The sequence below is a fragment of the Bacillus sp. FF-1 genome, assembly GCF_028548245.1.
In the GTDB taxonomy this organism is placed as follows: Bacteria; Bacillota; Bacilli; order Bacillales; family Bacillaceae_G; genus Bacillus_A; species Bacillus_A paranthracis.
In genome coordinates this window covers 304,786-331,784 of the sequence record NZ_JAQQGG010000001.1, presented here as the reverse complement: position 1 = coordinate 331,784, position 26,999 = coordinate 304,786, and the positions used below count along the sequence as shown (strand labels likewise).

Annotated in this window: 31 protein-coding genes, 1 pseudogene and 1 other annotated feature; of the genes and pseudogenes, 10 read left to right on the top strand and 22 right to left on the bottom strand. The window is 36.0% G+C overall.

Annotated elements, in window-relative coordinates; genetic code table 11:
- The 10 genes from hisG to ilvE all read right to left on the bottom strand — a co-directional run bounded on the left by hisG (window position 1) and on the right by ilvE (window position 11,259).
- A complete protein-coding gene (gene hisG, locus PQF83_RS01800; protein ID WP_001244470.1) occupies window positions 1-636 on the bottom strand; it encodes an ATP phosphoribosyltransferase in 636 nt (211 codons plus the stop codon).
- Window positions 612-1,874 (bottom strand): ATP phosphoribosyltransferase regulatory subunit, encoded by a 1,263-nt coding sequence (gene hisZ, locus PQF83_RS01795; protein ID WP_000170316.1) that lies wholly within the window; start codon window positions 1,872-1,874, stop codon window positions 612-614. Before hisZ ends, hisG begins: the two co-directional genes overlap by 25 nt.
- A gap of 310 nt (window positions 1,875-2,184) precedes the next feature.
- The gene (gene leuD / locus PQF83_RS01790) at window positions 2,185-2,766 is read right to left on the bottom strand and encodes a 3-isopropylmalate dehydratase small subunit (RefSeq protein WP_000433211.1); all 582 of its coding nucleotides are present in this window, start codon (window positions 2,764-2,766) and stop codon (window positions 2,185-2,187) included.
- Window positions 2,744-4,138, bottom strand: coding sequence for a 3-isopropylmalate dehydratase large subunit (gene leuC, locus PQF83_RS01785; protein WP_000518108.1), 1,395 nt, complete (start codon window positions 4,136-4,138; stop codon window positions 2,744-2,746). The genes leuD and leuC overlap by 23 nt, the downstream gene beginning before the upstream one ends.
- Window positions 4,138-5,202 (bottom strand): 3-isopropylmalate dehydrogenase, encoded by a 1,065-nt coding sequence (gene leuB / locus PQF83_RS01780; protein WP_000415369.1) that lies wholly within the window; start codon window positions 5,200-5,202, stop codon window positions 4,138-4,140. The genes leuC and leuB overlap by 1 nt, the downstream gene beginning before the upstream one ends.
- A gap of 77 nt (window positions 5,203-5,279) precedes the next feature.
- Window positions 5,280-6,800, bottom strand: coding sequence for a 2-isopropylmalate synthase (leuA, locus tag PQF83_RS01775; RefSeq protein WP_000809576.1), 1,521 nt, complete (start codon window positions 6,798-6,800; stop codon window positions 5,280-5,282).
- Window position 6,801: 1 nt separating this feature from the next.
- The gene (gene ilvC / locus PQF83_RS01770; protein WP_001151736.1) at window positions 6,802-7,812 is read right to left on the bottom strand and encodes a ketol-acid reductoisomerase; all 1,011 of its coding nucleotides are present in this window, start codon (window positions 7,810-7,812) and stop codon (window positions 6,802-6,804) included.
- Window positions 7,813-7,838: 26 nt separating this feature from the next.
- Window positions 7,839-8,348: an acetolactate synthase small subunit gene (gene ilvN, locus PQF83_RS01765; protein WP_000822948.1), complete on the bottom strand. Its 510-nt coding sequence runs from the start codon at window positions 8,346-8,348 to the stop codon at window positions 7,839-7,841.
- Complete coding sequence (gene ilvB / locus PQF83_RS01760) at window positions 8,345-10,045, bottom strand: acetolactate synthase large subunit (RefSeq protein WP_000095851.1); 1,701 nt, start codon at window positions 10,043-10,045, stop codon at window positions 8,345-8,347. Before ilvB ends, ilvN begins: the two co-directional genes overlap by 4 nt.
- A gap of 72 nt (window positions 10,046-10,117) precedes the next feature.
- Window positions 10,118-10,346 (bottom strand) — a binding site (T-box leader).
- A gap of 16 nt (window positions 10,347-10,362) precedes the next feature.
- Window positions 10,363-11,259: a branched-chain-amino-acid transaminase gene (gene ilvE / locus PQF83_RS01755; protein ID WP_001005497.1), complete on the bottom strand. Its 897-nt coding sequence runs from the start codon at window positions 11,257-11,259 to the stop codon at window positions 10,363-10,365.
- A 415-nt stretch (window positions 11,260-11,674) separates the two neighbouring features.
- On the opposite strand from ilvE, the gene PQF83_RS01750 reads away from it, so the two are divergent.
- Both PQF83_RS01750 and PQF83_RS01745 read left to right on the top strand, forming a co-directional pair.
- Window positions 11,675-11,914 (top strand): DUF3911 family protein, encoded by a 240-nt coding sequence (locus PQF83_RS01750; protein WP_000752508.1) that lies wholly within the window; start codon window positions 11,675-11,677, stop codon window positions 11,912-11,914.
- A gap of 125 nt (window positions 11,915-12,039) precedes the next feature.
- The gene (locus tag PQF83_RS01745; RefSeq protein ID WP_001062580.1) at window positions 12,040-12,279 is read left to right on the top strand and encodes a YkuS family protein; all 240 of its coding nucleotides are present in this window, start codon (window positions 12,040-12,042) and stop codon (window positions 12,277-12,279) included.
- 362 nt (window positions 12,280-12,641) lie between these two features.
- Here the strand turns inward: PQF83_RS01745 and PQF83_RS01740 are convergent, their stop codons facing one another.
- Both PQF83_RS01740 and ytfJ read right to left on the bottom strand, forming a co-directional pair.
- Complete coding sequence (locus PQF83_RS01740) at window positions 12,642-12,731, bottom strand: hypothetical protein (protein ID WP_000608225.1); 90 nt, start codon at window positions 12,729-12,731, stop codon at window positions 12,642-12,644.
- 114 nt (window positions 12,732-12,845) lie between these two features.
- Window positions 12,846-13,306 (bottom strand): annotated as a pseudogene (gene ytfJ / locus PQF83_RS01735) (GerW family sporulation protein).
- 112 nt (window positions 13,307-13,418) lie between these two features.
- Between ytfJ and PQF83_RS01730 the strand changes: the two are divergent.
- Window positions 13,419-13,811 (top strand): imidazole glycerol phosphate synthase, encoded by a 393-nt coding sequence (locus PQF83_RS01730; protein WP_001997037.1) that lies wholly within the window; start codon window positions 13,419-13,421, stop codon window positions 13,809-13,811.
- Between the two features lie 33 nt (window positions 13,812-13,844).
- Here PQF83_RS01730 and PQF83_RS01725 read toward each other — a convergent pair whose 3' ends face one another.
- Window positions 13,845-15,188, bottom strand: a complete 1,344-nt coding sequence (locus tag PQF83_RS01725) for a TrkH family potassium uptake protein (RefSeq protein WP_000454130.1) — start codon at window positions 15,186-15,188, stop codon at window positions 13,845-13,847.
- A 1,122-nt stretch (window positions 15,189-16,310) separates the two neighbouring features.
- Here PQF83_RS01725 and PQF83_RS01720 point away from each other — a divergent pair.
- On the top strand, window positions 16,311-17,546 hold the full coding sequence (locus PQF83_RS01720) for a dicarboxylate/amino acid:cation symporter (RefSeq protein ID WP_000814817.1): 1,236 nt from the start codon (window positions 16,311-16,313) through the stop codon (window positions 17,544-17,546).
- Between the two features lie 22 nt (window positions 17,547-17,568).
- Here the strand turns inward: PQF83_RS01720 and PQF83_RS01715 are convergent, their stop codons facing one another.
- Entirely contained in the window at window positions 17,569-17,724 is a 156-nt protein-coding gene (locus tag PQF83_RS01715; RefSeq protein ID WP_000184931.1) for a hypothetical protein, read from the bottom strand.
- A 136-nt stretch (window positions 17,725-17,860) separates the two neighbouring features.
- Complete coding sequence (locus tag PQF83_RS01710; protein ID WP_000081435.1) at window positions 17,861-18,280, bottom strand: MarR family winged helix-turn-helix transcriptional regulator; 420 nt, start codon at window positions 18,278-18,280, stop codon at window positions 17,861-17,863.
- Window positions 18,281-18,442: 162 nt separating this feature from the next.
- Between PQF83_RS01710 and PQF83_RS01705 the strand changes: the two genes are divergently transcribed.
- Window positions 18,443-18,874 (top strand): YrvL family regulatory protein, encoded by a 432-nt coding sequence (locus tag PQF83_RS01705; RefSeq protein ID WP_000503434.1) that lies wholly within the window; start codon window positions 18,443-18,445, stop codon window positions 18,872-18,874.
- Window positions 18,875-18,907: 33 nt separating this feature from the next.
- Window positions 18,908-19,495 carry a thioredoxin family protein gene (locus PQF83_RS01700; RefSeq protein ID WP_141402922.1) on the top strand — a complete coding sequence of 196 codons (588 nt, stop codon included), beginning with the start codon at window positions 18,908-18,910 and terminating at the stop codon, window positions 19,493-19,495.
- A gap of 29 nt (window positions 19,496-19,524) precedes the next feature.
- Here the strand turns inward: PQF83_RS01700 and uppP are convergent, their stop codons facing one another.
- Window positions 19,525-20,316: a bacitracin resistance undecaprenyl-diphosphatase gene (uppP, locus tag PQF83_RS01695; RefSeq protein WP_000796248.1), complete on the bottom strand. Its 792-nt coding sequence runs from the start codon at window positions 20,314-20,316 to the stop codon at window positions 19,525-19,527.
- Between the two features lie 187 nt (window positions 20,317-20,503).
- Here uppP and PQF83_RS01690 point away from each other — a divergent pair, with 187 nt between their 5' ends.
- From PQF83_RS01690 to PQF83_RS01680, 3 genes are all read left to right on the top strand, one after another.
- Window positions 20,504-21,865: an MATE family efflux transporter gene (locus PQF83_RS01690; protein ID WP_000665529.1), complete on the top strand. Its 1,362-nt coding sequence runs from the start codon at window positions 20,504-20,506 to the stop codon at window positions 21,863-21,865.
- Between the two features lie 73 nt (window positions 21,866-21,938).
- Entirely contained in the window at window positions 21,939-22,112 is a 174-nt protein-coding gene (locus tag PQF83_RS01685; RefSeq protein ID WP_000343560.1) for a hypothetical protein, read from the top strand.
- A gap of 18 nt (window positions 22,113-22,130) precedes the next feature.
- Entirely contained in the window at window positions 22,131-22,280 is a 150-nt protein-coding gene (locus tag PQF83_RS01680; RefSeq protein WP_000744620.1) for a hypothetical protein, read from the top strand.
- A 63-nt stretch (window positions 22,281-22,343) separates the two neighbouring features.
- Here the strand turns inward: PQF83_RS01680 and PQF83_RS01675 are convergent, their stop codons facing one another.
- Window positions 22,344-22,862 (bottom strand): hypothetical protein, encoded by a 519-nt coding sequence (locus tag PQF83_RS01675; protein WP_000820142.1) that lies wholly within the window; start codon window positions 22,860-22,862, stop codon window positions 22,344-22,346.
- A 78-nt stretch (window positions 22,863-22,940) separates the two neighbouring features.
- On the opposite strand from PQF83_RS01675, the gene PQF83_RS01670 reads away from it, so the two are divergent.
- Window positions 22,941-23,843, top strand: a complete 903-nt coding sequence (locus PQF83_RS01670) for an aminoglycoside phosphotransferase family protein (RefSeq protein WP_000378999.1) — start codon at window positions 22,941-22,943, stop codon at window positions 23,841-23,843.
- Between the two features lie 2 nt (window positions 23,844-23,845).
- Here the strand turns inward: PQF83_RS01670 and PQF83_RS01665 are convergent, their stop codons facing one another.
- The 5 genes from PQF83_RS01665 to amaA form a co-directional block, all read right to left on the bottom strand.
- The gene (locus PQF83_RS01665; protein ID WP_000651089.1) at window positions 23,846-24,007 is read right to left on the bottom strand and encodes a hypothetical protein; all 162 of its coding nucleotides are present in this window, start codon (window positions 24,005-24,007) and stop codon (window positions 23,846-23,848) included.
- A gap of 98 nt (window positions 24,008-24,105) precedes the next feature.
- Window positions 24,106-24,879, bottom strand: a complete 774-nt coding sequence (locus PQF83_RS01660) for a hypothetical protein (protein ID WP_000544556.1) — start codon at window positions 24,877-24,879, stop codon at window positions 24,106-24,108.
- A 24-nt stretch (window positions 24,880-24,903) separates the two neighbouring features.
- Window positions 24,904-25,350: a flavodoxin gene (locus tag PQF83_RS01655; protein WP_000041151.1), complete on the bottom strand. Its 447-nt coding sequence runs from the start codon at window positions 25,348-25,350 to the stop codon at window positions 24,904-24,906.
- Complete coding sequence (locus PQF83_RS01650; RefSeq protein ID WP_000929012.1) at window positions 25,343-25,519, bottom strand: hypothetical protein; 177 nt, start codon at window positions 25,517-25,519, stop codon at window positions 25,343-25,345. The genes PQF83_RS01655 and PQF83_RS01650 overlap by 8 nt, the downstream gene beginning before the upstream one ends.
- 274 nt (window positions 25,520-25,793) lie before the next feature.
- Window positions 25,794-26,963: an N-acyl-aliphatic-L-amino acid amidohydrolase gene (amaA, locus tag PQF83_RS01645; protein WP_001082800.1), complete on the bottom strand. Its 1,170-nt coding sequence runs from the start codon at window positions 26,961-26,963 to the stop codon at window positions 25,794-25,796.
- Window positions 26,964-26,999: the final 36 nt, after the last annotated feature.

Sequence of the window (26,999 nt, the reverse complement as noted above, 5' to 3'; positions counted from 1 at the left end):
CTATTTTCCTGACAAAATTTCTTGCTCCATCATATTTATAATACTGAATATTTCGTCTTTTTTAGTTTTTAATGCAGCCTTATTTACAATCATTCGAGCAGATATAGAATACATTTCCTCAAATACAATGAGTCCATTTTCTTGTAATGTTTTTCCTGTTTCAACAATATCAACAATCGCATCTGCCAATCCAAGAATAGGAGCAATTTCTACAGAACCTTCTATTTTAATAATTTCTACATCCTCTCCTTTATCATGAAAATAGTTAGAAGTAATATGTGGATATTTCGTCGCAATGCATTTCTTCCGGTAGCTCTTCGGATTATAAGTAGGAATAGAAGCGACACAAAACTTACACACGCCTACTCCTAAATCTAACATTTCATAAATATCTTTCTCGTTTTCCATTAAAATATCTTTTCCAACGACTCCGATATCCGCTACTCCATGTTCTACATAAGTAGCAACATCTACTGCTTTCACTAAAATAAATGAGATATCCGTATTTTTACTTTGAAAGACAAGTTTTCTTCCTTTATTTTTGAGCTCTGAACAATCAATTCCAATCTGCTCAAAGAGCGGAATCACATGTTTTTCTAATCTCCCTTTCGTTAACGCAATTTGAATGTTACGCATGAAGTTTCTCCTTCTTTCTGGACGACCCATTTCTCTTTCCATACATATTCCACTAATGATTCGTTCTTTGCCTCAACGACCGTTACAATTTGATTTTTTCTAGCAAATTGAAAAGTATCATTTAAATTAGAGAATAAAGATAGCGCTACTTTTTTCCCGTCCTTTTGAAGTAAATTTCGTAATCGTTCCGCTTCTGCTAATCTATTTAACTCGTAATGAATCATAATATCTATTCTCTTTCGTTCATATGGCTCTTGCTGCTCTTGCAGCGCCTTTACAATTTGATTAACTTGCACCGCGAGTCCAACAGCCGGTAACATTTCTCCAAAATTTCCAATTAACTCATCATATCTTCCGCCACTAACAATTTCTTCCCCAATTTCATATATATACCCTTTGAAAATAACACCTGTATAATAGTCCAAATGTTGAATCATACCTAAATCAATGGATATGTACGATCCATAGCCTAGTTTTTCAATTGCTTCATATATTTCTTTCACTCTTGTAATGGCCATTTTCATTTCATTACTGGAGGCGAGTTTTTCTGCTTCCTCAATCACTTCTAAATTCCCAAATAACCTCGGTAATTTCTCCAGTAACTTTACTGTCTCATCACATCGATCTAATTTCTTATCTCTAATAAAATTGGATAAAGCGGCATAATTTTTACTTTCAATATATGTTCTAAGAACTTTCTCTTCTTCCTCATGAATGGAGAGCTTTTTGACAATACATTTATATAACTGTACTTGCCCAATCTCTATTGTAAAAGATTGCACCTTCAACTTTTGAAGTGATTGAATGACGCTTATAACACATTCAATTTCAGCTCTTACATTATCAATACCGATAATTTCAATACCACTTTGCACGATCTCATTATATTTTCCAGTAAGGGACTCATTCGCTCGAAATACATTTCCGCTATACGTCACTTTAAGTGGTGTATCACACCTCTGCGTTCCGATCACTCTCGCTAAAGGAATTGTCATATCTGGACGCAATACGATAATCCTTCCCTTTTCATCAAAAAATTTATACATCTTTTCTTCATCTATCGGCCTGCTTTGAAAGGCGAACACATCATAAAATTCAATTGTTGGTGTCCTTATTTCTTCATAACCTCTCTCTAAAAAAGTACGCCTTAATTTTTGCTCCACTTCTTCAATTAACGTACATTCTTCGAATAAATAATCTCTCGTTCCATTTGGATTTGCCCGTTTCCATTTTGTCATCGAAATTCTCACACCTTTCCCTTTCTAATGTATGCTTATTTCATGCACCTAAACCGAAAATAAAAAGAGCCTTGTAGATAAAATATACCTACAAGGCTCTTTAGTAGCGTGTAGGTACAACGGGAATAACCCTTGCACCTACACGTTTTCACGCTAGGTTCAAGGGCTTTATGTATGATGATGTAGTTGTGTAAGCATTTTAATAGATTGCATTGTTTTCATAATACTTACTCCCTTTCTCCTCTAATTTTTACATAGTATATAATACTTAATTCTGAATGTAAATACATTTTAAATATTCCGTTATCTTTTAATATACAGCTATCCTTCTTTCATACTCTTTTATTTCTTGTTCATATTGCATTGTAATACTAATTTCATCTAAACCATTTAATAATTTCTCTTTCCACATTTTCTCGATTGTAAAATGAAACCTGTGCGTACTTGTTGTAATTACTTCATTCTCTAAATCTACTTCTATTGGTTCTCTTGCATCCGTTTGGGCAAGCTTTTCTCGCATTTCTTTATCCATTACAATTGGTAACATACCATTCTTCATACAATTCATATAAAAAATATCTGCAAACCCTCCCGCGATAATTACGCGGAAACCATAATCAGCAAGTGCCCACGGTGCGTGTTCTCTTGAAGAACCACATCCAAAATTATCACCTGTAATTAATATACTTGCTCCTTTTCTATCTGGTGCATTTAGTGGGAAATTAGGGTTTTCGTGTCGTTCATTATCATATCGCCACTCATCAAATAAAAACTTTCCAAACCCAGTTCTTTCAATTCTCTTTAAATATTGCTTCGGAATAATTTGATCCGTATCAATGTTATTATTCATAAGTACTGCGGCAGTACCTTTATGAATACGAAATGGCTCCATCATAACTCTCCTTTCTTGTATCAACAAAATGACCATATAACGCAGCTGCTGCCGCCATTGCTGGGCTAACTAAATGCGTTCGTGCTCCTTTTCCTTGTCTTCCTTCAAAATTACGATTTGAAGTTGAAGCGCAATGCTCTCCTTCAGGTACTTGATCTGGATTCATTCCAAGACACATGGAACATCCAGGTTCTCTCCATTCAAATCCTGCTTCTTCAAATATGTGATGTAGTCCTTTTTGCATCGCCGCGTCCCTTACTCTTTTCGATCCAGGTACAACGAGTGCTCGCACACCTTCTTTTACCTTTCTCCCTTTCACAACAGCTGCAGCAATTTCTAAATCAGAGAGCCTGGAATTTGTACAAGATCCAATGAAAACATGCTGAACTGGAATATCATACGTACTTTGTCCAGGGCTTAATCCCATATAAGAAAATGCTCTTTCGTCATTTACATCATGTTTTTCTGGCAATTTCTCATCAATACGAACTCCCATACTCGGATTTGTTCCCCACGTAACGTATGGCGCTAAATCTGTAACATCTATCGAAATATGTAAATCATAAATTGCATCTGCATCTGTATAAAGTTCAAACCATTTCTTCTCGAAAGTTTCATAGTCTCTCGGTGCATATTTACGTCCTTTTACATAAGCAACTGTTTTTTCATCCGGCGCGATAATACCCGCTTTTGCTCCTCCTTCAATCGCCATATTACAAAGCGTCATTCTCTCTTCCATCTCCATAGCCTGAATCGTCTCTCCGTAAAATTCCATTACATATCCAGTTCCAACTGCTACACCGTACTTTGAAAGGAGATGCAAAATAATATCTTTTGCGTAAACGCCTTTCTGTAATTTTCCTTTTAACTCAATTCCCATCGCTTTCGGTTTTCTTTGCCATAACGTTTGCGTTGCCAATACATGTTCCACTTCACTCGTACCAATACCAAATGCTAGCGCGCCAAACGCACCGTGCGTTGCTGTATGACTATCACCACAAACAATTGTTTTTCCTGGCTGCGTGAGCCCAAGTTCTGGTCCGATAACATGAACGATCCCTTGCTCTTCATCTCCGATATCTGCTAACGGCACCTGAAATTGTTTACAATTTTCCCGAAGTGTATCTAATTGCTGCTTCGCAATGCGATCGGTAATATTCCAAACATCTTTCGTTGGAATATTATGATCCATCGTTGCGAATGTTAAATCTGGTCTGCGTACCGTTCGATTTGTAAGCCGCAAGCCTTCAAAGGCTTGCGGTGACGTTACTTCATGAACAAGGTGCAGATCGATATATAATAAATCTAATCCATTTTCATTTGTCGCAACTACGTGTCTTTCCCAAAGTTTATCTAGCAACCTTTTCCCCATTATCTTCCTCTCCCTACTAGCGCTTGCTCTTCCATTTCTTGCATTACTGCCTTCGTAAATGAAGTTGTCGTTTCAGTCCCCCCGATATCTGCTGTACATTTTCCTAATTTAAGGACTGCTGAAATCGCTTCTTCAATTGCACACCCTTCTCTCGTTAATCCGAACGATTGTCCAAGCATCATGGCAACAGAGCGCATCATCGCAATTGGATTCGCCTTATTTTTCCCGGCAATATCCGGTGCCGATCCGTGAATAGGCTCGTATAATGAAGGACCCTTTTCCGCGTGACTTGCTGACGGAAGCATTCCTAATGATCCAGCTAATACGGAAGCTTCGTCACTTAAAATATCCCCAAATAAATTTTCTGTTACAATTACATCAAACCGTCCTGGATTCCGAATTAACTCCATAGCAGCTGCATCTACTAAAATATGTTCTAGTTCAACATCTGGATAACGAAGTGCTACTTCTTCTGTTACAGTTCTCCATAGTTTACTAGATTCTAAAACATTCGCCTTATCAATAGATGTTACTTTTTTCTTCCGTTTACTCGCTAATTGAAAAGCATAAGAAACGATACGTTCAATTTCATGGCGATGATACGTAAGTGTATCCGTTGCTACTTCGTCGGTTCGTTCTTTCGGATAAGAAAAATAAATCCCACCTGTTAATTCACGAACGACAACGAAATCAATTTCATCAGCCTTTTTTAATGGCGATAAATGTGCCGTTGCACTTTCTACCGTTACAGGGCGAACGTTCGCAAATACACCGAGCCCTTTTCTTAAAGCTAATAATCCTTTCTCTGGTCTTTCTTTCGCACTATCCCACCTTGGTCCACCAACTGCTCCTAGTAAAACCGCATCACTTGCTAAACAAGCGGCAAGCGTTCGTTGTGGTAATGGTTGCCCATTTAAATCGATAGCACTCCCGCCGAAGTACTCATCTTGCAAATGAAAATGATGACCATATAACCTTTCTACCATATGCAATACTTCCTTCGCACTTTCCATAACTTCCGGTCCAACCCCATCACCAGCTAAACAAACGATACGTTTTTCCAATTTCAACACTCCTTTTAACTGAATTTTCATAACTTTAATTCGATAGGTGAGAATAGCCCCTCTCACCTATCAAACACTTATTTCACCAGCTGGATAAAAGATTTCAATTTCCCCGCTGCGTGGACATATGCTCTCGCCGACGCTTCCAATACGTCTTGCGCAACACCAAAACCTGATACTTGATGTGTTCCTTCTTTTAATTCAACATGAACATGAGCCAGTGCATCTTGACCTTGTGTAATAGATTGTATGCGATAATCCGCCAATTCACATTCTAATCCTAAAATTCTTTGGATTGCATTATAAATTGCTTCAATACTACCAGAGCCAGTAGCTGCATCTTCGAATACATTTCCTTCCTCATCTTTTAGTACAACTGTCGCACATTGTGTACTATTTGATACGAAATGTACTTGCAGTTGCGTAATATTAAATTGCTGAGCCGCAAATGCTGCTTCACCAAGCATAAGTGCTCGTAAATCTTCCTCCGTAATTTCCTTCTTACGATCAGCTAATTTTTTAAACGCTTCAAACACTGCATCTCGTTCTTCCGTTGTAAATTCATAGCCAAGCTCTTTCATTTTTTCTGTAAACGCGTGACGTCCAGAATGTTTTCCAAGTACAAATAGATTTTGAGATTCGCCTACTAGCGCTGGTTCAATAATTTCATATGTTGTCACTTCTTTTAATACACCATCTTGATGAATGCCTGATTCATGAGCGAATGCATTTGCTCCAACAATCGCTTTATTTTTCGGTACAACCATACCTGTTAATCTGCTTACTAATGTACTTGTCGCTTTAATTTCTTTTAGCGTCATAGAAGGCTCTGCTTTATAGAAATCTTTTCTAATATGAAGAGCAACTGCAACCTCTTCTAACGCCGCATTCCCTGCTCTCTCTCCAATTCCATTAATTGTTCCTTCTACTTGCAATGCTCCCCCTTCAACTGCAGCTAACGAATTTGCTACAGCCATTCCAAGGTCATCGTGACAATGACAAGAGAAAATTGCTTTTTCATATGAAGGAACGGATTCTTGTAAGTACTTAAAAAGAGAATAATATTCTTCTGGATTCGTATATCCAACTGTATCTGGAATGTTAATTACATTGGCTCCTGCACGAATCGCAACTTCTACTGCCTCAGCTAAAAAATCTCTTGCTGTTCTTGTCGCATCTTCTGCAGAAAATTGTACTGTTGGAAATAATGATTTTCCAAGTGTAACAGAACGATGAATACTATCTAACACATCCTCTTTTGACATACAAAGTTTATATTTCATATGAATATCACTCGTAGCTAAAAATACGTGTAAACGAGGAGATACCGCACCTTTCACAGCTTCATATGCTCTTCGAATATCGCTTTCTTTCGCTCTAGCTAAACTCATAACTGTAGCATTTTGAATTGTATTCGCGATACGTTTTACCGATTGAAAATCCCCTTCGGAAGCTGCTGCAAAGCCAGCTTCCATAACATGAATCCCTAGTCTTTCTAATTGCCTTGCAATTTGCAATTTCTCTTGTTCATTTAAATTCACTCCTGGTGATTGTTCGCCATCACGTAGCGTCGTATCCATGAACAAAATCTGCTTCATATTATTTCATCCCTACCTTTACTCGCGGCTGTACGAAAGGCATCATTTCACGTAATTTACGTCCAACTACTTCGATTTCGTGTTCATTCTCTTTCTCATTTGTCGCATGGAAATTCGGTCTTCCTGCTTTATGCTCTGCAATCCAACCTCTTGCAAATGTACCATCTTGAATTTCTGCTAGTACTGTACCCATCGCTTTCTTCGTATCTTCCGTTACAACACGTGGTCCTGATACGAAGTCGCCCCACTGCGCTGTATCTGAAACTGAATATCTCATATTTTCAAGTCCACCTTCATACATAAGGTCAACAATAAGTTTCAGTTCATGTAAACATTCAAAATATGCAAGTTCCGGCTGATATCCGGCATCAACTAACGTTTCAAATCCAGCTTTCACCAGCGCAGTTACTCCGCCGCAAAGTACAGCTTGCTCTCCAAATAAATCTGTTTCCGTTTCTTCTTTAAATGTCGTTTCTAATACACCAGCTCTCGTCGCTCCAATTCCATCAGCATAAGAAAGTGCCTTTTCAGTCGCAACTCCTGTTGCATCTTGGTATACTGCAAATAATGCAGGAACAGCTCCGCCTTCAACAAATGTACGGCGTACAAGATGTCCTGGACCTTTTGGCGCTACTAGAAATACATCTACATTCGCTGGTGGTTTCACTTGATCAAAGTGAACATTAAATCCGTGTGCAAAAACGAGAGAATTTCCTGCCTGTAAATTTGGCGCAATTTCCGCTTCATATACTTCTGGTTGCAGTTCATCTGGCAGCAAAATCATTACTACATCAGCCTGCTTTGCTGCTTCTGCTACTGTATATACAGAAAATCCATCTTCTTTCGCTTTATCCCAAGACTTACCTTTTCTTAAACCTACTACTACATCAAATCCGTTATCACGTAAATTTTGCGCATGCGCATGACCTTGCGAGCCATATCCAATGATTGCTACTTTCTTTTCCTTTAATACATTTACCGTTACATCTTTTTCATAATAAACTTTTGCCATTTTCATTTCCCCCTATATTTAAATGATTATTGAATTAACATTACTTGCTTATCTTGCTTTTTCATACTACGCGTAAAGGCTGTTACACCTGTTCTTGCAATTTCTTTCAAACCGTATGGACGAAGTAATTCAATTAATGCTTCTACTTTTTCCTGCGTACCTGTTACTTGCACAACTATGGAATCCTTCCCAACATCTATTACAGCGGCTCGAAACGGTTCAATTAAACTGTATAATTCTGCTCTTGCTACTGATGTTGCTACTTTAATAAGTGCGAGTTCTCTTGCAATCATCGCTTCTTCTGTAATATCTGATACTTTCAAAACATCAATTTGCTTATGAAGTTGTTTAATTAACTGCTCTACTTGCTGTTCATTTTCAACGTGTACAACAATCGTCATCCGCGATATGTCCGATGATTCCGTATGACCTACTGAAATACTTTCAATATTAAAATGTCTTCGTGTCATAACACCTGTAATTCGGTTTAACACACCACTTTGATTTCGAACTGTTGCTGTAACAATTCTCTTCACCTTTTTTCCACTCCCTCCATTTGGTGAACACCTTTCCCTGGCGCAACCATCGGCATTACCTTTTCTGATTGAAGTACACGGCAATCAATTACGACTGGCTCTTGTAATTGAATTGCATGCTGCAATTGTTTCTTTGCAAGAAGTGGATCATCTATGCGAACCCCTTTTATGCCATACGCATTCGCAAGAGCAACGAAATCTGGTTGACACGATAGTAAAGAGTGCGAATATCTTTTGTTATAAAATTCATCTTGCCATTGTCTTACCATTCCTAAAGCTTCATTATTTAAAATAAATACTTTAACAGGTAAAGAGTGTTCTTTTAACACACTTAATTCTTGCAGAGTCATTTGAAATCCAGCGTCACCAACAATTGCAATAACTAATTCATCAGGCTTTGCAATTTGGGCACCAATTGCTGCTGGAAATCCGAAGCCCATCGTTCCTAGTCCTCCTGAAGTTACCCATTTATCTGGAGTTTTCAGCGGATAATATTGGGCTGCCCACATTTGATGTTGCCCCACATCTGTTGTTACAATCGCTTCTCCCTTCGTAATTTCATATAACATATCAATTGCATATTGAGGCTTAATACTTTCAGAATTTCGTTTATAAGAGAATGGATACTTTTCTTTTCTATTCTTTAATAAAGAGATCCACTCATGATGATTTTCTTTCCTTCCTTCTGGTTGAAGTAATACTTGGAGCGCTTGCTTAGCACTTGCAACAATAGGAATTTCAGTCGGTACATTTTTTCCGATTTCTGCTGGATCAATATCGATATGCGCGACAGTCGCCTCTTTCGCAAAATAAGCTAAATTTCCAGTAAGACGATCATCGAATCTAGCGCCTATATTAATGAGTAAGTCGCATTCATATAACGCCATATTAGCTGTGTAAGAACCATGCATTCCTCCCATCCCTAGAAATAGTTCATCATCTGGTGGAAACCCACCAAGACCAAGTAATGTATGCACAACAGGAATTTCATATTTACGAGCAAAACTTGTTAATTCCTTTGAAGCTTTCGCATGCAATACACCTGCTCCAGCTAAAATTAATGGCTTGTTTGCAATCTGAATTGCTTGTAATAATTTGTTTATTTGCAGTAGATTCGGTTCATAATTAGGGTTGTATCCTGGTAAATCCATTTGCACATCACTACATCGTTCGCCTTGCTCTACTACCATATCTTTCGGAAGGTCAATAACGACTGGGCCTGGTCTTCCTGTTCTAGCAATATGAAATGCCTCTTTAATAATTCGAGGTAAATCGGAAGCCTTTCGCACTTGATAGTTATGTTTTGTCACTGGCATCGTAAGCCCCATAATATCCGCTTCTTGGAAAGCATCGCTTCCAATTAACGTTGTTGCTACTTGCCCTGTAAATACAACAAGTGGCAATGAATCAATCATCGCATCTGCTAGACCAGTAATCACATTTGTAGCACCTGGTCCACTCGTTGCAATGACAACCCCTGGATTGCCAGTAATTCTGGCATATCCTTCAGCAGCGTGAATAGCACCTTGTTCATGCCTTGTTAAAATATGCGGAATTTCACAGTCATAGAGTGCATCATAAAGAGGTAAAACAGCACCACCAGGATAACCGAAAATCACTTCTACTCCTTCCTTTTCTAGCGCTTCTAACAATAGCTGTGCACCAGTTGCCAGTTTCTCTTCCGTTTTTGAAGACATTGTTCTTATAAGCCCCCTTTTAAAAACTTTTATCAATAAAAAAAATCCTACGTCCACACTCCAGCTATGTGCTGAAGGGACGAAAGATTTCGCGGTACCACCCTTCTTTGCAAGAATACTCTTGCCTCAGTGACCCATAAAATGAGTCTAGCTAATAACGGAGCTACCGTCTAAGCCTAGACAAATGCTTCAGCTTAGCACTCAAGGGCGATGTTCGTCGACGTGAACCATCGGTTTCCAGCAACCACCGACTCTCTGTGAGGCTTCACAATCAACTACTCCTCCCTATCAACGCTTTCTTATGTTATAAAAAGTTGTTATCCAACTTTATTTTCTTCGTAAATTTTCTCTCCATCTTCTATAACTAACTTTCGGAATTCTTCTAATAAACGATTCGTATGTGGACCCGTTTGCCCTAAACCAATCGTTCTACCATCTACTGTCGTAACAGCAATTACTTCCGCTGCTGTTCCTGTTAAAAATACTTCATCAGCTACATATACGTCATGTCTTGTAAATAACTCTTCTCTAACGTCATATCCAAGTTTTTCACCAATTTCTAAAATAGCATTTCGTGTAATGCCTTCTAACGCTCCAGCAGAACTTGGTGGTGTAATTAATTTATTTCCTTTTACAATAAATACGTTATCCCCTGAGCCTTCAGCTACGTATCCTTGATCATTTAACATAAGCGCTTCTTGTACTCCAGCCAATTTCGCTTCGATGCGAACTAAAATATTGTTTAAGTAATTTAAAGATTTTACTTGAGGCGACAATACATCTGGACGGTTTCGGCGCGTTGCAACTGTTACAACTGGAATCCCTTTTTCATAATATTCTTGTGGGAATAAAGATAGTTGCTCTGCAATTACTACTACATTCGGTTTTTTACAAGAATCAGGATCTAACCCAAGATTTCCTGCTCCTCTCGATACAACTAGGCGAATGTATCCATTAGATAATTTATTTTGTCGAATCGTCTCAACAACAATATTCGTTACTTCATCTAAAGAATATGGAATTTCTAACATGATGGATTTTGCTGATTCATATAACCGGACAAGATGCTCTCTCAAACGGAAAACATTACCGCTATAAACTCTAATTCCTTCAAATACTCCATCTCCATATAAATAACCATGATCATATACTGATACTTTTGCCTCGTCTTTTGGAACAAATTCTCCATTTAAGAAAATCCATTGCTCGTTCACTGGAAAGCGCCTCCTATGTTCTATGAATTTTTTATTGTTTCCTAGTTTACTCTCCTTTCTAAATAAATCAAGTGAATTTTTAGAAAATTTATAATTTTTATTCGTACGTACATCTTTAATTATATTGATTTAACAACATTGTTAACGTTTACAAAAAGTCGAAAAAATTTTTTCGTCAATTTCCATTAAAAAAATATTTGTTTAAAAGAAGGATTTTCGCCAATTGATACGAATCTATTGTATTCAATAAACGGACGTCCGTTTTTATAAATTCGGGAATATACAACGACTTTTGCTGAAAAAGGGGGAAAATAATAAAAATAACGCTGTCTAAAAATAACATTCATATTTTTCATTTCGGAATCATAATCCTATTTTTAAAAAACAATTTGTCAAAATGAAGGAGGAAATCAATATGGCGTGTGTACAAATTAAAGGAACGAGACAAGAGGTAGTAGAGATGCTTCAACTATTTGATCTAATGGATACGAAAGGTTTTTGTAAATTTGATAATTATGTAGAGGTAGAACCAAATAATAAAGAATATAACAATTTCATTGCTTCAATCGACATTCATTCAAATACTTCTTCCGCCCAAGATACTCTAAACGATCAATTCGTAAGTCAAATGCTTACTGGTGTATATAACGACTAAATAAAGTCGTACTTTAATCAGGCTACCCGTAAATAACAGATAAATATATGCTTCCTACCGTCTTTATATAAATATATACGATGAACTTGAGCATACTAACAACTAGATGGTAGGAGGTGAGAATTATGGCTAAAATTGGTGTTGAAAATTCGTTAACAGATGTCCAACAAGCTCTTCAGCAACAGGGGCATGAAGTCATTACAATTAACTCGGAACATGACGCACAAGGATGCGACTGTTGCGTTGTAACTGGGCAAGATTCTAATATGATGGGTATTGCAGATACATCAATAAAAGGATCGGTAATTAACGCCCACGGTTTAACAACAGATGAAATTTGCCAACAAGTTGAGAGCCGCATTTAAATTCAATACAAAAAAGAAAGAGGACTCCTTTTGAAAAGGAGTCCTCTTTTTTATATTCACCTAACGGGAAAGTAACATATACTGGATGAAAGCCCTACCTCTCTCTCATCATTACGGTTCCACTGACCGCTCCTTGATTCACTAGTATACCTATAAAGCCTATAATTATAATTTATAGGGTTTGTTCACAAAAGTTGTTGGTAAAACTACCCGATCTTTCGCAAACTTTTCGTATTATATTTATAAGATTTATTTACTTTACACTAGCTGTAACCGAGACACGAATTAAAATTTTAACATCAATATAGCAACTTGTCAACATTTTTCACAAATTTAAAACAGACAATAACGGTTTGTCTGTTTTAGAATGGAGCTTTTTCTTTTATTACATATACAACAAAACCGCTTACTAACATACATAAGCCAACTACTAAGTTTTTGATATTAATCATAAATTCCTCTCCCTTATTCCACACATCATATATATTTACAGTTCAATTATTCCGATCATCCTAAAGCGCACTTTTTCTAATATATCATAATTCCTAAAAAATGCAAGTTCACCTTTAGCGACCATTTACAAATTTATCTACAGTGCTTGGTACGGTATTTAAAGCTTTTTCAATTAAATGTGTACTACTATTGAGATGCAATACTTGCACACCGTTAGAACCAACTACTAAAAAAGCAACTGGGCTAATAGAAACCCCAGCCCCGCTTCCGCCTCCAAATGGATGACTTTGCTTATTCTCTTTATGCTGCCCTTGTCCATTATTATGTTTTTCGGAAATAAATTCACCTTTAAAGTCACTTCCTCCAGCTCCAAAACCAAAGGCTACTTGAGATACTGTTAATACTACATTTCCGTCAGCTGTTGAAACTGGACTTCCAACAATCGTATTTACATCTACCATCTCTTTTAAATTTGTCATTGCTGTTTTCATTAAATTTTCAATTGGATGTTCCATTATGTATTGCCCCTTTCCTCATTATTCTTTTTTATACTTTCCAAAATAGAGGAAGTCATACTAACTTTTCCTATTTCAAAAAAACAATCTTCACCTTTTAAATGGATATTACTCCCTGTACATACTCGGATAAAAAGGAAAAAGAGATACATACTACTATTGAACCTTGTTATGAAAGGAGTCATGACTTTGACTGAGAAATTTGATGAGTATAAAAAAAGAGATAGAATAGATAGTGATTATAGTGACTATAAAGAAGAATATGCAGCTGAGGTTGCACCACAGCGCATTGATTATGATTACGATGAGAAGGAACATAAAGATGATGTAAGATCGTCCGCTGCTGGATCAACGGCTGGCTTTATCGCTCTTGCCTTATCTATCTTATCACTTTTCACCTTCCCAACATTATTCGGTCTTGTTTCTGTACTACTAGGTATTTACGCTTATAACCGCGGAGCTACTGTAACTGGTGGTATCGCTGCGATTGTCGGTGGAATTGCAGCACTCATTGCAATTTTATTCCGAGTAGCGCTTATCGGCTTATTGTTCTCCCTCTTTTAAAAAGAAAAAGGTATCTCGCTTATGCGGGATACCTTATCCTGTAAATACATCTTCTGACGGATATTTAATTTTTTGTTTTGCTGGTCGCGCTAAAGAAAATACAAGTGTTAACGGTCCGATTAATCCACAAAACATAACAAACATAATCATACATTTTCCAAACGCTGATAACTTTGCAGTAATTCCCATCGTTAATCCTACTGTTCCAAACGCTGAAATTGTTTCAAATAGTAACTGAATAAAACTGAAGTCTTCTGTAAGCATTAACATAAATACTGCTGCAAAAATAAGGATTTGACTAGCAACGGCAATTGCTAATGCTCTCGTTACTGTCGACATTTTAATTGTGCGCTGAAATAATACGATTTCCTCTTTCTTTCTAAAGAAAGAAAGAACAGATGTAACTAAAATAACAAACGTTGTTAATTTAATCCCTCCACCTGTTGATACACTTCCTGCACCAATAAACATTAAAACCATCGTAAATAATATAGATGATTCTTCCATTCCCCCGTAGTCAACTGTATTAAATCCAGCCGTACGAGGAGTAATCCCTTGGAAAAAAGAAGCCCATAACTTTTCATTTAACGGTAAATTCCCTAACGTCTTTACATTATTATATTCCAATACAAAAATCACAATCATCGCTATCACATTTAGCGCTACCGTTCCAATAATCATGATTTTGGAATGAAGCGATAGTTTTCGAAAACTCCGGCTATACCATATATCAATTAGTACGGTAAATCCGAGACCGCCTATTACGATTAAAGAGCAAATCCCAATATTAATAATCGGATCGCCTACATACCTTGTTAAATTATCCGGCCATAGAGCAAATCCAGCATTATTATAAGATGCGATCACGTGAAAAATACTATAGTATACACCTTTTCCAAAGCCAAACTCTGGAATAAAACGAAATGATAAAAAGATGACTCCAATAAACTCAATACAAATTGAAAATATAAAGACACGTTTTACTAATTTTACGAGACCACCTATATTTGTCTGATTAAATGCCTCTCCAATTAATAAGCGATGACGTAATCCGATTTTTTTACCTAATACCCAAACAATTAAAATGGCAATTGTCATAAGACCTAAACCGCCCGTTTGAATTAAAAACATAATTACAATTTCGCCAAACATCGTAAACGTACTTGCAGTATCTACTACTCCCAATCCCGTTACAGTCGCTGCTGACGTTGCCGTAAAGAAAGCATCTACCCAACTAATATGTACTTTCGTTGCGAATGGTAACTTTAATAACAAACCGCCAACCACAATTAAGCAGAAAAAACCTAATGCTAATATTTGTGGTGGATTTAATCGTATAAAACGATTATACAGCCTTTGTCTTTTTGTTACTTCCATATTCACTAACTCCCTTTTTGCCCCTCATAACTAAAGGCTTATAAAAAACCTTAAATAGCAGGATAAACCTTATATTCTTATAATATAGTTGAGCATAATCCTTTTTTTCATAGTTTTCAACTTTTATTTATACTCGAACTTCACTTCATTTATGAAAAGACTCTTTCTATTATAAATACCCTTACTCTATAACTCTCACAACAATCATTTTATATGTATCATTGCTTAAATCCTCATACCTTTCACTCTATGTTCACATAGGGGTCACATCTATCTTTTATAGTATATGTATCGGAGCTGTTCCTCCCTAATTTATAAGACATTCCCCAGTGTCTTGAACAGCTTTCCATCCCTAATTAAATTGACATAAATTGTCCCCTTCCTTTGGCCATCCTACGTGATGGTCTTATTTTTTGTCTTTTTATCTTCTATTTAAAACTCCCTCTCTCTTTCACTCTATGTTCACACGGGCGTCACATCCACATTTTATAGTATATGTATCGAAGTTGTTCCTCCCTAATTTATAAGACATTCCCCAGTGTCTTGAACAACTTCCATCCCTAATTAAATTGACATAAATTTGTCCCCTTCCTTTGGCCATCATATGTGATGGTCTTATTTTTTGTCTTTCTATCTTCTATTTAAAACTCCCTCTCTCTTTCACTCTATGTTCACACCCCGGTCACATCTATCTTTTATAGTATATGTATCGAAGTTGTTCCTCCCTAATTTATAAGACATTCCCCAGTGTCTTGAACAACTTCCATCCCTAATTAAATTGACATAAATTGTCCCCTTCCCTAGGTCATCCAATGTGATGGCCTAATTTGTTTTTCAAATACAAAATGTAATCCTCTCTACATTAAAATAAAGTGAAACTTTAATCAGTGGGGAGTTTTTCATCCCCCACTGATTATTAGTTGAACCAATCGGACTTTTATGGGCAGCCCGACCCCCACCTAACTTCTTTGCTTTCGCTGAATCTTGAGGTGGGGGTCTTACTGCCCATTAAAGCGGGATAAATATTTTGTACAAAATATTCAGAAAATATTGTCAAAATAGGTATTTTTTCGGTACAATTAATGTAGAAAGCTATTTTACAAAAAATAAGGGGGGATTTTATTGAAACAAACAAAAGCAATCTTAATTGCATTATTTCTCGGTTTAGTTGTCGGACTCACTTTAAATTTAGCTGCACCATCCATTTTTGAACCATTAAATCAATATGTGTTCAATCCACTTGGTCAATTGTTTATTCGCCTCATTAAAATGCTAGTTGTCCCTGTTGTATTCATTTCTATCGTACTTGGAGCTGCTGGTCTTGGAGATCCGAAGCAACTTGGAAGAATTGGTTTAAAATCAATTTCATTCTTTCTTGTAACTACAGCCGTTGCCATCTCTATTGCAGTTACATTTGCACTGATTATACAACCAGGATCTGGTGGTAATTTTAAAACCGAAGGGCTTAAATATGAAGGTGCAAAAACCGAAACATCTTTCGTCGATACATTGCTAAATATCGTACCAGATAATCCAGCAAAAGCGATGGCTGATGGAAACATGTTACAAATTATTGCCTTTGCCGTATTAATTGGACTTGGTATAGCTATTTTAGGAAAACGTGTCCAAGGTATTCATTCATTACTTGAACAGGGCAACGAATTAATGATGTATCTCGTTAATCTCGTTATGAAATTAGCTCCAATCGGAACATTTGGGTTGCTTGCTTCATCCGTTGGTAAAATGGGTCTTGCAGGCGTCGCTGCGATGTTCAAGTATATGATTGTCGTTATGCTAGTACTTATTATTCACGGTGTCTTCGTATATGGTGGCTTATTAAAAGTATTGGCAAAAGAAAGCATTGTCCGTTTCTTTAAACATTTCGGACCAGTAATGGCGATTGGATTTAGTACATCTAGCTCTAATGCATCTCTTCCATTTGCAATGAAAACCGCACAAGAGAAGCTTGGTGTTCCAAAAGCAATTAGCTCTTTTGTACAACCACTAGGTGCAACAATTAATATGGATGGTACTGCCATTATGCAAGGTGTAGCAACTGTATTTATCGCTCAAGTATACGGCGTTGAACTTACTATTTCCCAACTAGCTGTAGTCGTATTAACTGCTGTACTAGCTAGTATCGGCACTGCTGGTGTACCAGGTGTTGGGCTTGTAATGCTGACGATGGTTTTAAATCAAGTAAATCTACCGGTAGAAGGTATTGCCTTAATTATCGGTATTGACCGCATTCTAGATATGTCAAGAACAGCTGTAAATATTTCTGGTGATGCAATTTGCGCAATGATTGTCGCAAAATCAGAAGAAAAATATAATACAGATCAATCTGCCGCATCTTAAATCAAAAAAGGAGTGAAATGATTCACTCCTTTTTTGATTTACTTCCCTTTTTCGAACGATATTCTTTTCCTTTATTATCGTTACCAGTTTCAAATTCTGCACTAAACTCTTGTTGAAATTGCCCTGATTTCGGTGAGCCTTGATTTCCGCTCCCTTTACTACCATTTCGATTTGTCATATTTCTGCCCCCTTCCTTTATTAGTAGTATGTTACATATTTTCTTTTTTATAATCTTTTACATACGAAAAAAGACCTTCCTCATATAAGGAAAGTCTTTTTTTTCGAAGTGTAAACGTTTTCTTACTTGTAATAACTTAAATAAGTTTTTTAGAAATAGATATCATTATATTCATTTCTTCTTCTGAAAGCGTAGAAAATCTTTCTTGTAAATATTGTTTTTTCGCATCTTCCATTTTCGCAACTAAATCTTTTCCTTGTTCAGTAATCTCCAAATATACAACTCGGCGATCTGACGTAGAACGTGAACGAGTTACAAAACCTTTATTAATTAATTTTTCTGTAACAGCTGTAATATGACTATTCGACACATTTAATTCATTCGCTACACGTGATACCATTTCTTTATTCGTACGATTCAATATTCTAAGGACGATGAACTCATTCCACGGTATGTAACCACCAAATATTTTTCCAATATCATTACGCAACGTGCGGAACATAGCAAAAACATTTGTCGATAGTTCTTCCATTAATTGCTCTCGATTTTGAGACAACTTTGACAGCCCCTTTTATTTCATTTAGTTAAATAAAAACCTTATTAATAATTCTACATGAAATCTTACTTTTTGTCACCTTATTTTCCCATAATTCGTAGTTTTTTAATAGATATTTCATGATAAAATGAAGTTAAATTTCCAAAAAAAGGAGTTGGGATAGTGGGTGAAGAAGACAAATTTTCGAATTTCAATCTAAAAGATAAAACTTTGATCATTGGTTTTGTTATTCTGTTCCTCATTGTAATTTTTGCATTTATATTTTTTATATATGTAGGAATCTTTCATATTACTGGTGTAGAGTATCGATCGCGCACTGCCTTACTTCTATTTTTTTTATTAATTACTTTCTTAGACGGTATTATATTTTTCATCTTCGTTTTCTTCAAGGCACTGCTATATCCAATGACACAAAACATGCCAAATTGGCTTTCTATTACTCTTTTTGCAATCATTGAAATTACGCTAGATTGGTTCGTCATTCATACCGCTGACGATTGGATAGAGAGCGTGCAACTATCCAACATAGCTGAATTATGTGTCGTACTATTCTTTTTCCTATTAAGTAAATTATTAAGTGACAAGAAAGAGTAAGAATACAAGCTTTTCTATATAAAAATTGGTACAATGAAAACAAATCATACTAAAGAGGTGTTACTTATGAACTTACAAAAATGGGCTGATAGAGGTATGTCCTTTGATACATATGTGAATGAAATGAAAGTAAATCAATACGAGCTACTGCACATTTACAATAACTTTTTAATTCCAAATGAATTACTTCCTGTATTAGAAGAACGTCAAAATGATGGCTGGCGTGTTATTGTATTAACAGCTGATTGGTGTGGCGATGCTCTTTTATGCGTACCTGTTATGAAACGAATTTCTGAAGTTGCAAATATTGATATGTCATTATTAATTCGCGATGAAAACTTAGAATTAATGGATCAATATTTAACAAACGGAACAGCACGTGCGATTCCAATCTTTATTTTCATTGATAAAGATGGAAACGAACAAGCCGTTTGGGGACCACGTGCTCCAAAAGTACAAGAGTTAGTAACTTCAATGCGCGCTACATTGCCTGAAAAAGAAGATCCAACATTCGAAGAGAAACAAAAAGAAATGTACGCTAATTTCCGTGCCACATTAGCTGATGACACTTCTCTTTGGGAACATGTAATGGAAAGCATGATGGAAAAAGTAGTAAAATAAAAAAACTGCCGAACTCGGCAGTTTTTTTATTACATAATGAAGAAATAAAATACCGCAGCTAAAATGAAACGGTAGTAAGCAAACGGTGTTAGTTTTACACGAGATAATAATTTTAAGAATGAAACAATTGCAAGCATTGCAACAACGAACGCCGTAATAAATCCTGTTGCAAATAGCGGTATATCAGCCGCACTTAATATATCCCAGCTTTTAATTAAATCTAAGCCACTTGCAGCTACCATCATTGGTACTGCTAAAATGAATGTATATTCAGCTGCCGCTGTATGTGACACGCGAGCTAATAAACCACCACTTATTGTAGAACCAGAACGAGAAAATCCTGGCCAAAGTGCTAAACATTGGAACATTCCGATTGTAAATGCTTGCTTATATGTGATTTCATCTAATGTTCTTGCTGTACTTGGTTTTGAAAACTTCTCAGCAACAATCATTAAAATACCACCAGCCACTAAGCTAATGACAACTGGGCCTGGCCCAAATAAAACTTCTTTAATCGCACTATGGAACAATACGCCAAGTACGCCGGCAGGAATCATTCCGATAATAATATGTAATAAATTTAACGATGGTCCGTCTGTTACTTTCCCTATACCTACTAAAGACCATAGACGCTTCCAAAATATAACTACAACTGCTAAAATCGATCCCAATTGAATAACAACTTCGAAAACTTTCGCTCTCTCATCGTCAAATCCAAGTAAATGACCTGTTAAAATCATATGCCCTGTTGATGAAACTGGTAAAAACTCTGTTAAACCTTCAACAGCACCCATGATTATTCCAATTAACCAATCAGCCACGAGTAGTGCCTCCTTAATAACTAATAATATGTAATTTTTTCATACCTTACCATAATACCTTATCCCCTTTCAAAGTGCATCCTTTTTTATAGTCAAACCGTAGTTTTAATAAGCTTATTCCTTTTCTATTTTTTGATTAAATTGTATGATAGTAAGAGTTTTCTTTTTTACGTAGAAAGGGGATTTTATGAAAGAAACTAGTACATTCTCACAAAAATTAAAGCAATTTGTATTACTATTTTTCCCGATTTTTGTTACGCAAATGTCATTATTTGCAATGAGCTTTTTTGATACAACAATGTCAGGACATGCAAGCCCTATTGATTTAGCAGGGGTTGCTATCGGAACGAGTATATGGATTCCAGTTAGTACGGGATTAACAGGTATTTTGATGGCTACAACTCCAATTGTTGCGCAACTCGTTGGATCCAAGAAAAAAGAAGATGTTCCCCAAGTCGTCATACAAGCAGTCTATTTAGCAATTTGCGCTAGCTTCGTCGTTATGCTTATTGGATTTTTCGCTGTTACACCCATTTTAAATGGCATGCGATTAGAAGAACCGGTAGAACGTATTGCAGCACAATTTTTAAGTATTATTGCAATGGGAATTATTCCTTTATTTACTTACACTGTTTTACGTGGATTTATTGATGCATTAGGAAAAACTCGCACAACGATGATTATTACGTTACTATCATTACCTATTAACGTAATATTAAATTATGTATTAATTTTTGGGCATTTCGGTTTTCCAAAACTCGGTGGTGTCGGAGCAGCAATTGCTTCTACAGCAACCTATTGGTGCATTTTAATTATTACCGTTATGATTATTCGTACGAGAGAGCCTTTTGCATCTTTCCATATTTTTAAACAGTTATATCGCCCTTCTCTTTCTAGTTGGAAAGAGTTCTTAAAACTTGGCGTCCCTATCGGATTTGCTATCTTTTTTGAAACGAGTATTTTCGCTGCAGTAACACTTATGATGAGTAATTTTAGTACGACAACAATCGCAGCTCATCAAGCAGCTATGAACTTCGCTTCCTTGCTATATATGACTCCTTTAAGTTTAGCAATGGCCATGACCATCTCTGTTGGATTTGAAGTTGGAGCGAAACGATATAATAACGCAAAACAATATGGATTTATCGGGATTGGCTTAGCACTTGCATTCGCCCTATTATATTCCATTCTTCTTTACTTCTTTGATGATGAAATTGCTTCTATTTATACGACAGATATACAAGTTCATCATTTAGCAAAAGAATTTCTTATATTTGCGATTTTATTTCAAATCTCAGATGCAATTGCAACTCCTGTACAAGGGGCACTACGTGGTTATAAAGATGTAAATGTCGCCTTAATTATGACATTAATCGCCTATTGGGTAATTGGTCTCCCTCTCGGTTACATATTAGCAACCTATACTGATTGGGCAGCAAAAGGATATTGGATCGGTCTTATTATCGGTCTAGCATTTGGAGCAACCTTCCTCCTTATCCGTCTCTTTCAAGTTCAGAGAAAATATACAACGCAAAACAGCCGCTCATAATATAGCGGTTGTTTTCTTTATGCATATTTTTTCTTGTAACGTATAACATAATGAAAAAGAAAGGTGGATACATATGGACGAAAAAGAAAAAAAGCAATCATTCGACGAAGAATTCGCCCCTGAAATTTCACCTGGATATCGGCAAGATGTACATAAACAACCTAAATATAAAAACACTTCGTTTTTAATGGGGATTACCATTTTTGCCGCTGTATTGCTTGTGCTTATCATTTTCGTTTATTTTTGATGGAAGGTGATTTATTATATGAAGAAACAAAATTCCAATCGTTCAAAAAGAATTGTGAAAACAGAAAAAGGGTATGCAGGTGATTCGGTTCTTACTCAGAAACAAGTCGAGCAAGGAAATTTATATATTGCTCAAAAAGAACTTGGTCAACAAAATGAAAATCTTTAAAATCCCTCAAAGAACTGGGGGATTTTTTATACCGCTATTTATGGTACTGGTTCATATTTCTCTTTATTGTACGTACTGTTTTTGTTCTAATACCTTAAATGTATGATTAACCTTTACAATTTTCATTTCATAATTCAATTTCATTTCGCTTCTCTTACCATTTTCAGTACCCGCCACGTACGCTACAGTTTGATAGAGAAAACTTCCATCCGTCACTTCACGTATCTCCTCGTTTATAAATTTATACTCTAAATCCTGAAAACGATTTGGATAATAATTTTTCATTAATTGTTCATACCCTCTATTTAAAAATAGTTCTTCACCTTTTCGTTTCACATCTTCTTTATTAGTAAACTCAAAAACTGATAGTTGCTCGGTCACAAAATGTTCTCCTACCTTTTTCATTTCATTATGAGTTAAAGTTTCTATACCTTTGTTTTTTAATTCCTTATTTAATCCGTACTGATCAATCGGTTTATAGCCCGCAAAAACCTCTTCTTTATATGACCAAAACAATCCAAAAGCGATACATAGAGAAGTGATTAATAGTCTTTTCTTTATAACACTCCCGCCCCTCTTCATAATGATAATTATATTTTAACATATAGAAAGAAAATTCTGATATCATAAAGTGGAATAACTTAGAAACGAGGAACAATTATGGACTCTTACAAACAATATATAAAAGAAGCTTTGCCTAATCTTTCTATACATTCCTATAAACAAAATGAAGAAGGATGGGATAATGTAGCGATTATAGTAAATGATGAGCTACTGTTTCGTTTCCCGCGAAAACAGGAATATGCAATGCGAATTCCGTTAGAAAAAGAACTGTGCACAATTCTCACTCAATCACTACAAGAAATCGAAGTTCCACAATATCACCTAATTTATACAAATGAATCTGATGAGGTTCCTCTTTGTAGCTACTATACTCTCATTCATGGTGAACCGTTAAAAACAGAAATAGTTGCGAACTTAGATGAAAAAGAACGAAAAATAATTATTACACAATTAGCTACTTTCCTTGCGGCTCTACATAGCATTCCTCTAAAAAGTGTTACAGCGTTAGGGTTCCCTACCGAAAAAACACTTACCTACTGGAAAGAGCTACAAACTAAATTAAATGAGTATGTTACTAACAGTCTAACTTCGTTCCAGAAATCAACCTTAAACCGTTTATTCGAGAATTTCTTTGCCTGTCTAGCTACATCCAAATTTCAAAATACAATCATTCACGCTGATTTTACACATCATCACATTTTATTTGATAAACAAAATAAAACCATTTCAGGAATCATTGATTTTGGTGATGCTCAAATTGGAGATCCTGCCTTTGACTTTGCTGGGCTATATGATGATTTCGGACATGAATTTACTACATCAGTATATGAACAATACTGTACACTTACTTCACACCATGATCCATTACTCACTCACCGTATCACAAATTTTTATCAATACAGTCCTTTACTACATAATATAATTTATAACTTTGAAACAAAGAATGAACTTGAATTTTTAGCTGGTATAGAACAACTGAAAGCAATACTACAGGGATGAGATTACATTCTCTCCCTATATTCTCTCTCCTCATATAACATTAACTTTTTATCCATTTCAACAATGACTTTATACAGTTGAAATGCCTGTAAAATTTGCAGTTGAATTCCAAAAGGGGCATTCTGTTCTTTTAACCATTGAAATACTTTCGTTTCATCTTTCATTGATTATTCCTCCCTTTATTAAAATCTGCTACAAATATACGATACATGATGAAAAGCTTTTCATGTCAACAACAAAAAAGGATGCAAATTTGCATCCTTTAATGTACGATATTTTTCTTCTGTTTCGCTTCTTTCTTTACTTCTTCCCCTTGGCATTCACTACGAAATGCACAACTTATACACTCAGAACGAAAATGACGCTCTGTATAATGCTCAGGTTGCTGTAACATTTCTTTCATTCTAGATAAATGAGCCATTCCAGTTATAATATCTTCCTGTTTCGGAGTGTAGTCATACTTAGTTCCTTCTATTAAATTAATAACTTCAATTTTCCCTGGAAGAATGCCGAAAGCTTTATAACTAAATACTGTCATTAGCTTTTGACAAAGAGCAAGCATTTCCTCATCCGCATCGACAACATACTTTTTAATTACAAACGACTCAGTACTCCACTCACCAACTTCTAATGTCAATGACATGTGGACACCTAACTCTTCCATATATGTTTGAAATTTTTCATATAAAAATAACGGTGGTGTCTGACTATCATCTCTTTCAACAAACTGTAATAAGTGATCCGTTAGCTTCGCTAACACAATGTAATACTCCATCTTCGAAGCAAACATATTAACTCTTACTTTTTTCCAATACTTTTCTATTAATATTAAAAGTACAATTTTCGTTTGTTGGCCTGCCGGTAATGTGTAATATTCGTTAATAATTCGATTCACAATCATTTGTGCGATTTGTTGCCATTCAAACGAAGAAGGTTCTCTTCTTTTGATATGACGAAAATAAAATTTATGTGGACAACGCATAAAATCATACAAATGATAATCTGTCATCGTTTTAATTGCGATTTTCTCATGCACTTGCTCTTCATCTCCCTTCTGCCATTAAGAAAGGTGTTTTACAAATTCAGCTCCAAACTGTAAACATTTTTCTACATCTTCATCTTCTGGCGTTAATTCTACTTTTAATCCTTCTGACACAACTTCTGCCCCGCGTTCTTTTAGCTTTTCTATTAAAATGTCAACTGCCACGCCATATTTTGGATAAGCTGAATCACATGATCCGAATACTGCCGCTTTTTTCCCAGTTAAATCAATAGAATCCATTGCGTCATAAAAATCTAAGAAATCATCCGGAAGGTCACCATCTCCCCAAGTGTATGCACCTAAAATAATTCCATCATACTGTTCTAATATAGAAGCTTCTGGTGAATCCATAATATCAATCACTTCAATTTCATTTTCAGTTTCACGAATCACGCCGGCAATATGATCAGCCATTTCCTCTGTATTTCCACTCATACTTGCAAAAATCATTACTAACTTACTCAACTGAACCTCTCCCCTTACTTTGTATCTCTTTTTCTGTTTGAATGCTCTTCTTCTCATCTACATATTCCGAACGAATTACATTTCGTTGCCATTCCATATGCTGATCAACTTCTTTATTTTTATCTTTTAATCCCCTCCGTAGAAGGTGAAATTTTTTTCTCATTAACATGTCGCATCCATCCTATTGATAATAATTATCAATTTCAACTATTTTTAGATTAATTGATATTGATTATCACTGTCAACAACTTTTTTTAAAAAATGATTAAAATGTACAAGCTTGTCCGTTAGCTATTCATATACTATAAATGAGCATAGTTCTTTCTCAGCCCTCTCTGACGGAAAGAAATAAAAGCAACTGCGATAGAGCGCAGTTGCCTTTTTTTATCCCACTTTAATGGGCAGTAAAACCCCCACTGATTAAAGTTGCACTTTATACTTTTCTATGATTTCAATAATCTCATTGTTGTTTCTAAAAATAATTCCACTCCATAAATGAGAGCTGATTCATCTACATCAAATTTTGGATGATGATGCGGGTAGCAAGTATCTATCTTTTTATTACCAGTCCCTAATTTAATAAAACAACCAGGTGCTTTTCTTAAATATGCCGAAAAATCTTCTCCTCCCATAGAAGGTTCAAGCTTCACAACACGCTCATTTCCAAACAAATGTAGTGCACTTTCTTCTACTACTTTCGTAATATATTCATCATTAATAACCGGATCATATCCATATCGATACGAATATGTATACGACCCTCCATGTGCTTCTGTAATTCCTTTCACGATTTTCTCAATTTTCTCTTCTGCTTCCAACCTTAATGCTTGATTAAATGAACGAACAGTGCCCATTAAAGTTGCTGCACTAGGAATAATATTATCAGCCATTCCCCCATGAAACTGCGTAACTGAAACGACTCTTTGCATGAAAGCACTTGTATTTCTTGATACAATATGTTGTAGATTTGTAATAATCTGCGCTCCGATAGCAATAGGATCTATCGTTTCCTCCGGCCTCGCCGCATGTCCCCCTTTCCCTTGAATTTCAACTGTAAATACGTCTGGTGCCGCCATCATCGGCCCATACGCAATTCCTATCTTTCCGCTCTCAAGTCCTGACATAACATGTAAACCTATTACATAATCAACACCGTCCATTACACCTGCCTCAACCATTTCTTGTCCCCCGCCGGGATATACCTCTTCTGCGTGCTGAAAAAATAGACGAATCTCCCCTGCAAAATCTTCCTTTATATTTGATAGTACTTCTGCTGTCCCCAACAAAATAGCTGCGTGAGCATCATGTCCACATGCATGCATCATTCCTTTATTCACAGACGTATAAGATTTACTCGTCTCCTCTTGAATTGGGAGAGCATCTATATCAGCTCGAATCGCAACTACTTTCCCTTGTTCCGTTCCTCTTTTAATTGCTAGTACACTATACTTCGTCGGTCTCGTTACTTCAAAAGAAGAAAATGTGCATAATGTATCATATATAAATTGTGAAGTTTCTTTCTCATGAAACGATAATTCCGGATACTTATGAAAATGTCTTCTCCATTTCACGATATTTTCTTCCGCAATTAAACTCTTCCACACTCTATTCATGATAATTTCCTCCTTTTCAAAAGAGATAGAAATTGT

What these genes read in the sequence shown, in the direction of transcription:
- PQF83_RS01700 (WP_141402922.1), top strand. Translation starts at nt 18,908, where the DNA reads ATGAAAACAAATCATACTAAAGAGGTGTTACTTATGAACTTACAAAAA.
- PQF83_RS01670 (WP_000378999.1), top strand. Translation starts at nt 22,941, where the DNA reads ATGGACTCTTACAAACAATATATAAAAGAAGCTTTGCCTAATCTTTCT.
- amaA (WP_001082800.1), bottom strand. Translation starts at nt 26,963, where the DNA reads ATGAATAGAGTGTGGAAGAGTTTAATTGCGGAAGAAAATATCGTGAAA.
- PQF83_RS01690 (WP_000665529.1), top strand. Translation starts at nt 20,504, where the DNA reads ATGAAAGAAACTAGTACATTCTCACAAAAATTAAAGCAATTTGTATTA.
- PQF83_RS01730 (WP_001997037.1), top strand. Translation starts at nt 13,419, where the DNA reads ATGAAAGGAGTCATGACTTTGACTGAGAAATTTGATGAGTATAAAAAA.
- leuD (WP_000433211.1), bottom strand. Translation starts at nt 2,766, where the DNA reads ATGGAGCCATTTCGTATTCATAAAGGTACTGCCGCAGTACTTATGAAT.
- hisG (WP_001244470.1), bottom strand. Translation starts at nt 636, where the DNA reads ATGCGTAACATTCAAATTGCGTTAACGAAAGGGAGATTAGAAAAACAT.
- hisZ (WP_000170316.1), bottom strand. Translation starts at nt 1,874, where the DNA reads ATGACAAAATGGAAACGGGCAAATCCAAATGGAACGAGAGATTATTTA.
- PQF83_RS01715 (WP_000184931.1), bottom strand. Translation starts at nt 17,724, where the DNA reads ATGACAAATCGAAATGGTAGTAAAGGGAGCGGAAATCAAGGCTCACCG.
- PQF83_RS01665 (WP_000651089.1), bottom strand. Translation starts at nt 24,007, where the DNA reads ATGAAAGATGAAACGAAAGTATTTCAATGGTTAAAAGAACAGAATGCC.
- PQF83_RS01725 (WP_000454130.1), bottom strand. Translation starts at nt 15,188, where the DNA reads ATGGAAGTAACAAAAAGACAAAGGCTGTATAATCGTTTTATACGATTA.
- PQF83_RS01675 (WP_000820142.1), bottom strand. Translation starts at nt 22,862, where the DNA reads ATGAAGAGGGGCGGGAGTGTTATAAAGAAAAGACTATTAATCACTTCT.
- PQF83_RS01685 (WP_000343560.1), top strand. Translation starts at nt 21,939, where the DNA reads ATGGACGAAAAAGAAAAAAAGCAATCATTCGACGAAGAATTCGCCCCT.
- PQF83_RS01650 (WP_000929012.1), bottom strand. Translation starts at nt 25,519, where the DNA reads ATGTTAATGAGAAAAAAATTTCACCTTCTACGGAGGGGATTAAAAGAT.
- PQF83_RS01740 (WP_000608225.1), bottom strand. Translation starts at nt 12,731, where the DNA reads ATGATTAATATCAAAAACTTAGTAGTTGGCTTATGTATGTTAGTAAGC.
- ilvC (WP_001151736.1), bottom strand. Translation starts at nt 7,812, where the DNA reads ATGGCAAAAGTTTATTATGAAAAAGATGTAACGGTAAATGTATTAAAG.
- leuA (WP_000809576.1), bottom strand. Translation starts at nt 6,800, where the DNA reads ATGAAGCAGATTTTGTTCATGGATACGACGCTACGTGATGGCGAACAA.
- ilvB (WP_000095851.1), bottom strand. Translation starts at nt 10,045, where the DNA reads ATGTCTTCAAAAACGGAAGAGAAACTGGCAACTGGTGCACAGCTATTG.
- PQF83_RS01745 (WP_001062580.1), top strand. Translation starts at nt 12,040, where the DNA reads ATGGCTAAAATTGGTGTTGAAAATTCGTTAACAGATGTCCAACAAGCT.
- leuC (WP_000518108.1), bottom strand. Translation starts at nt 4,138, where the DNA reads ATGGGGAAAAGGTTGCTAGATAAACTTTGGGAAAGACACGTAGTTGCG.
- PQF83_RS01680 (WP_000744620.1), top strand. Translation starts at nt 22,131, where the DNA reads ATGAAGAAACAAAATTCCAATCGTTCAAAAAGAATTGTGAAAACAGAA.
- PQF83_RS01750 (WP_000752508.1), top strand. Translation starts at nt 11,675, where the DNA reads ATGGCGTGTGTACAAATTAAAGGAACGAGACAAGAGGTAGTAGAGATG.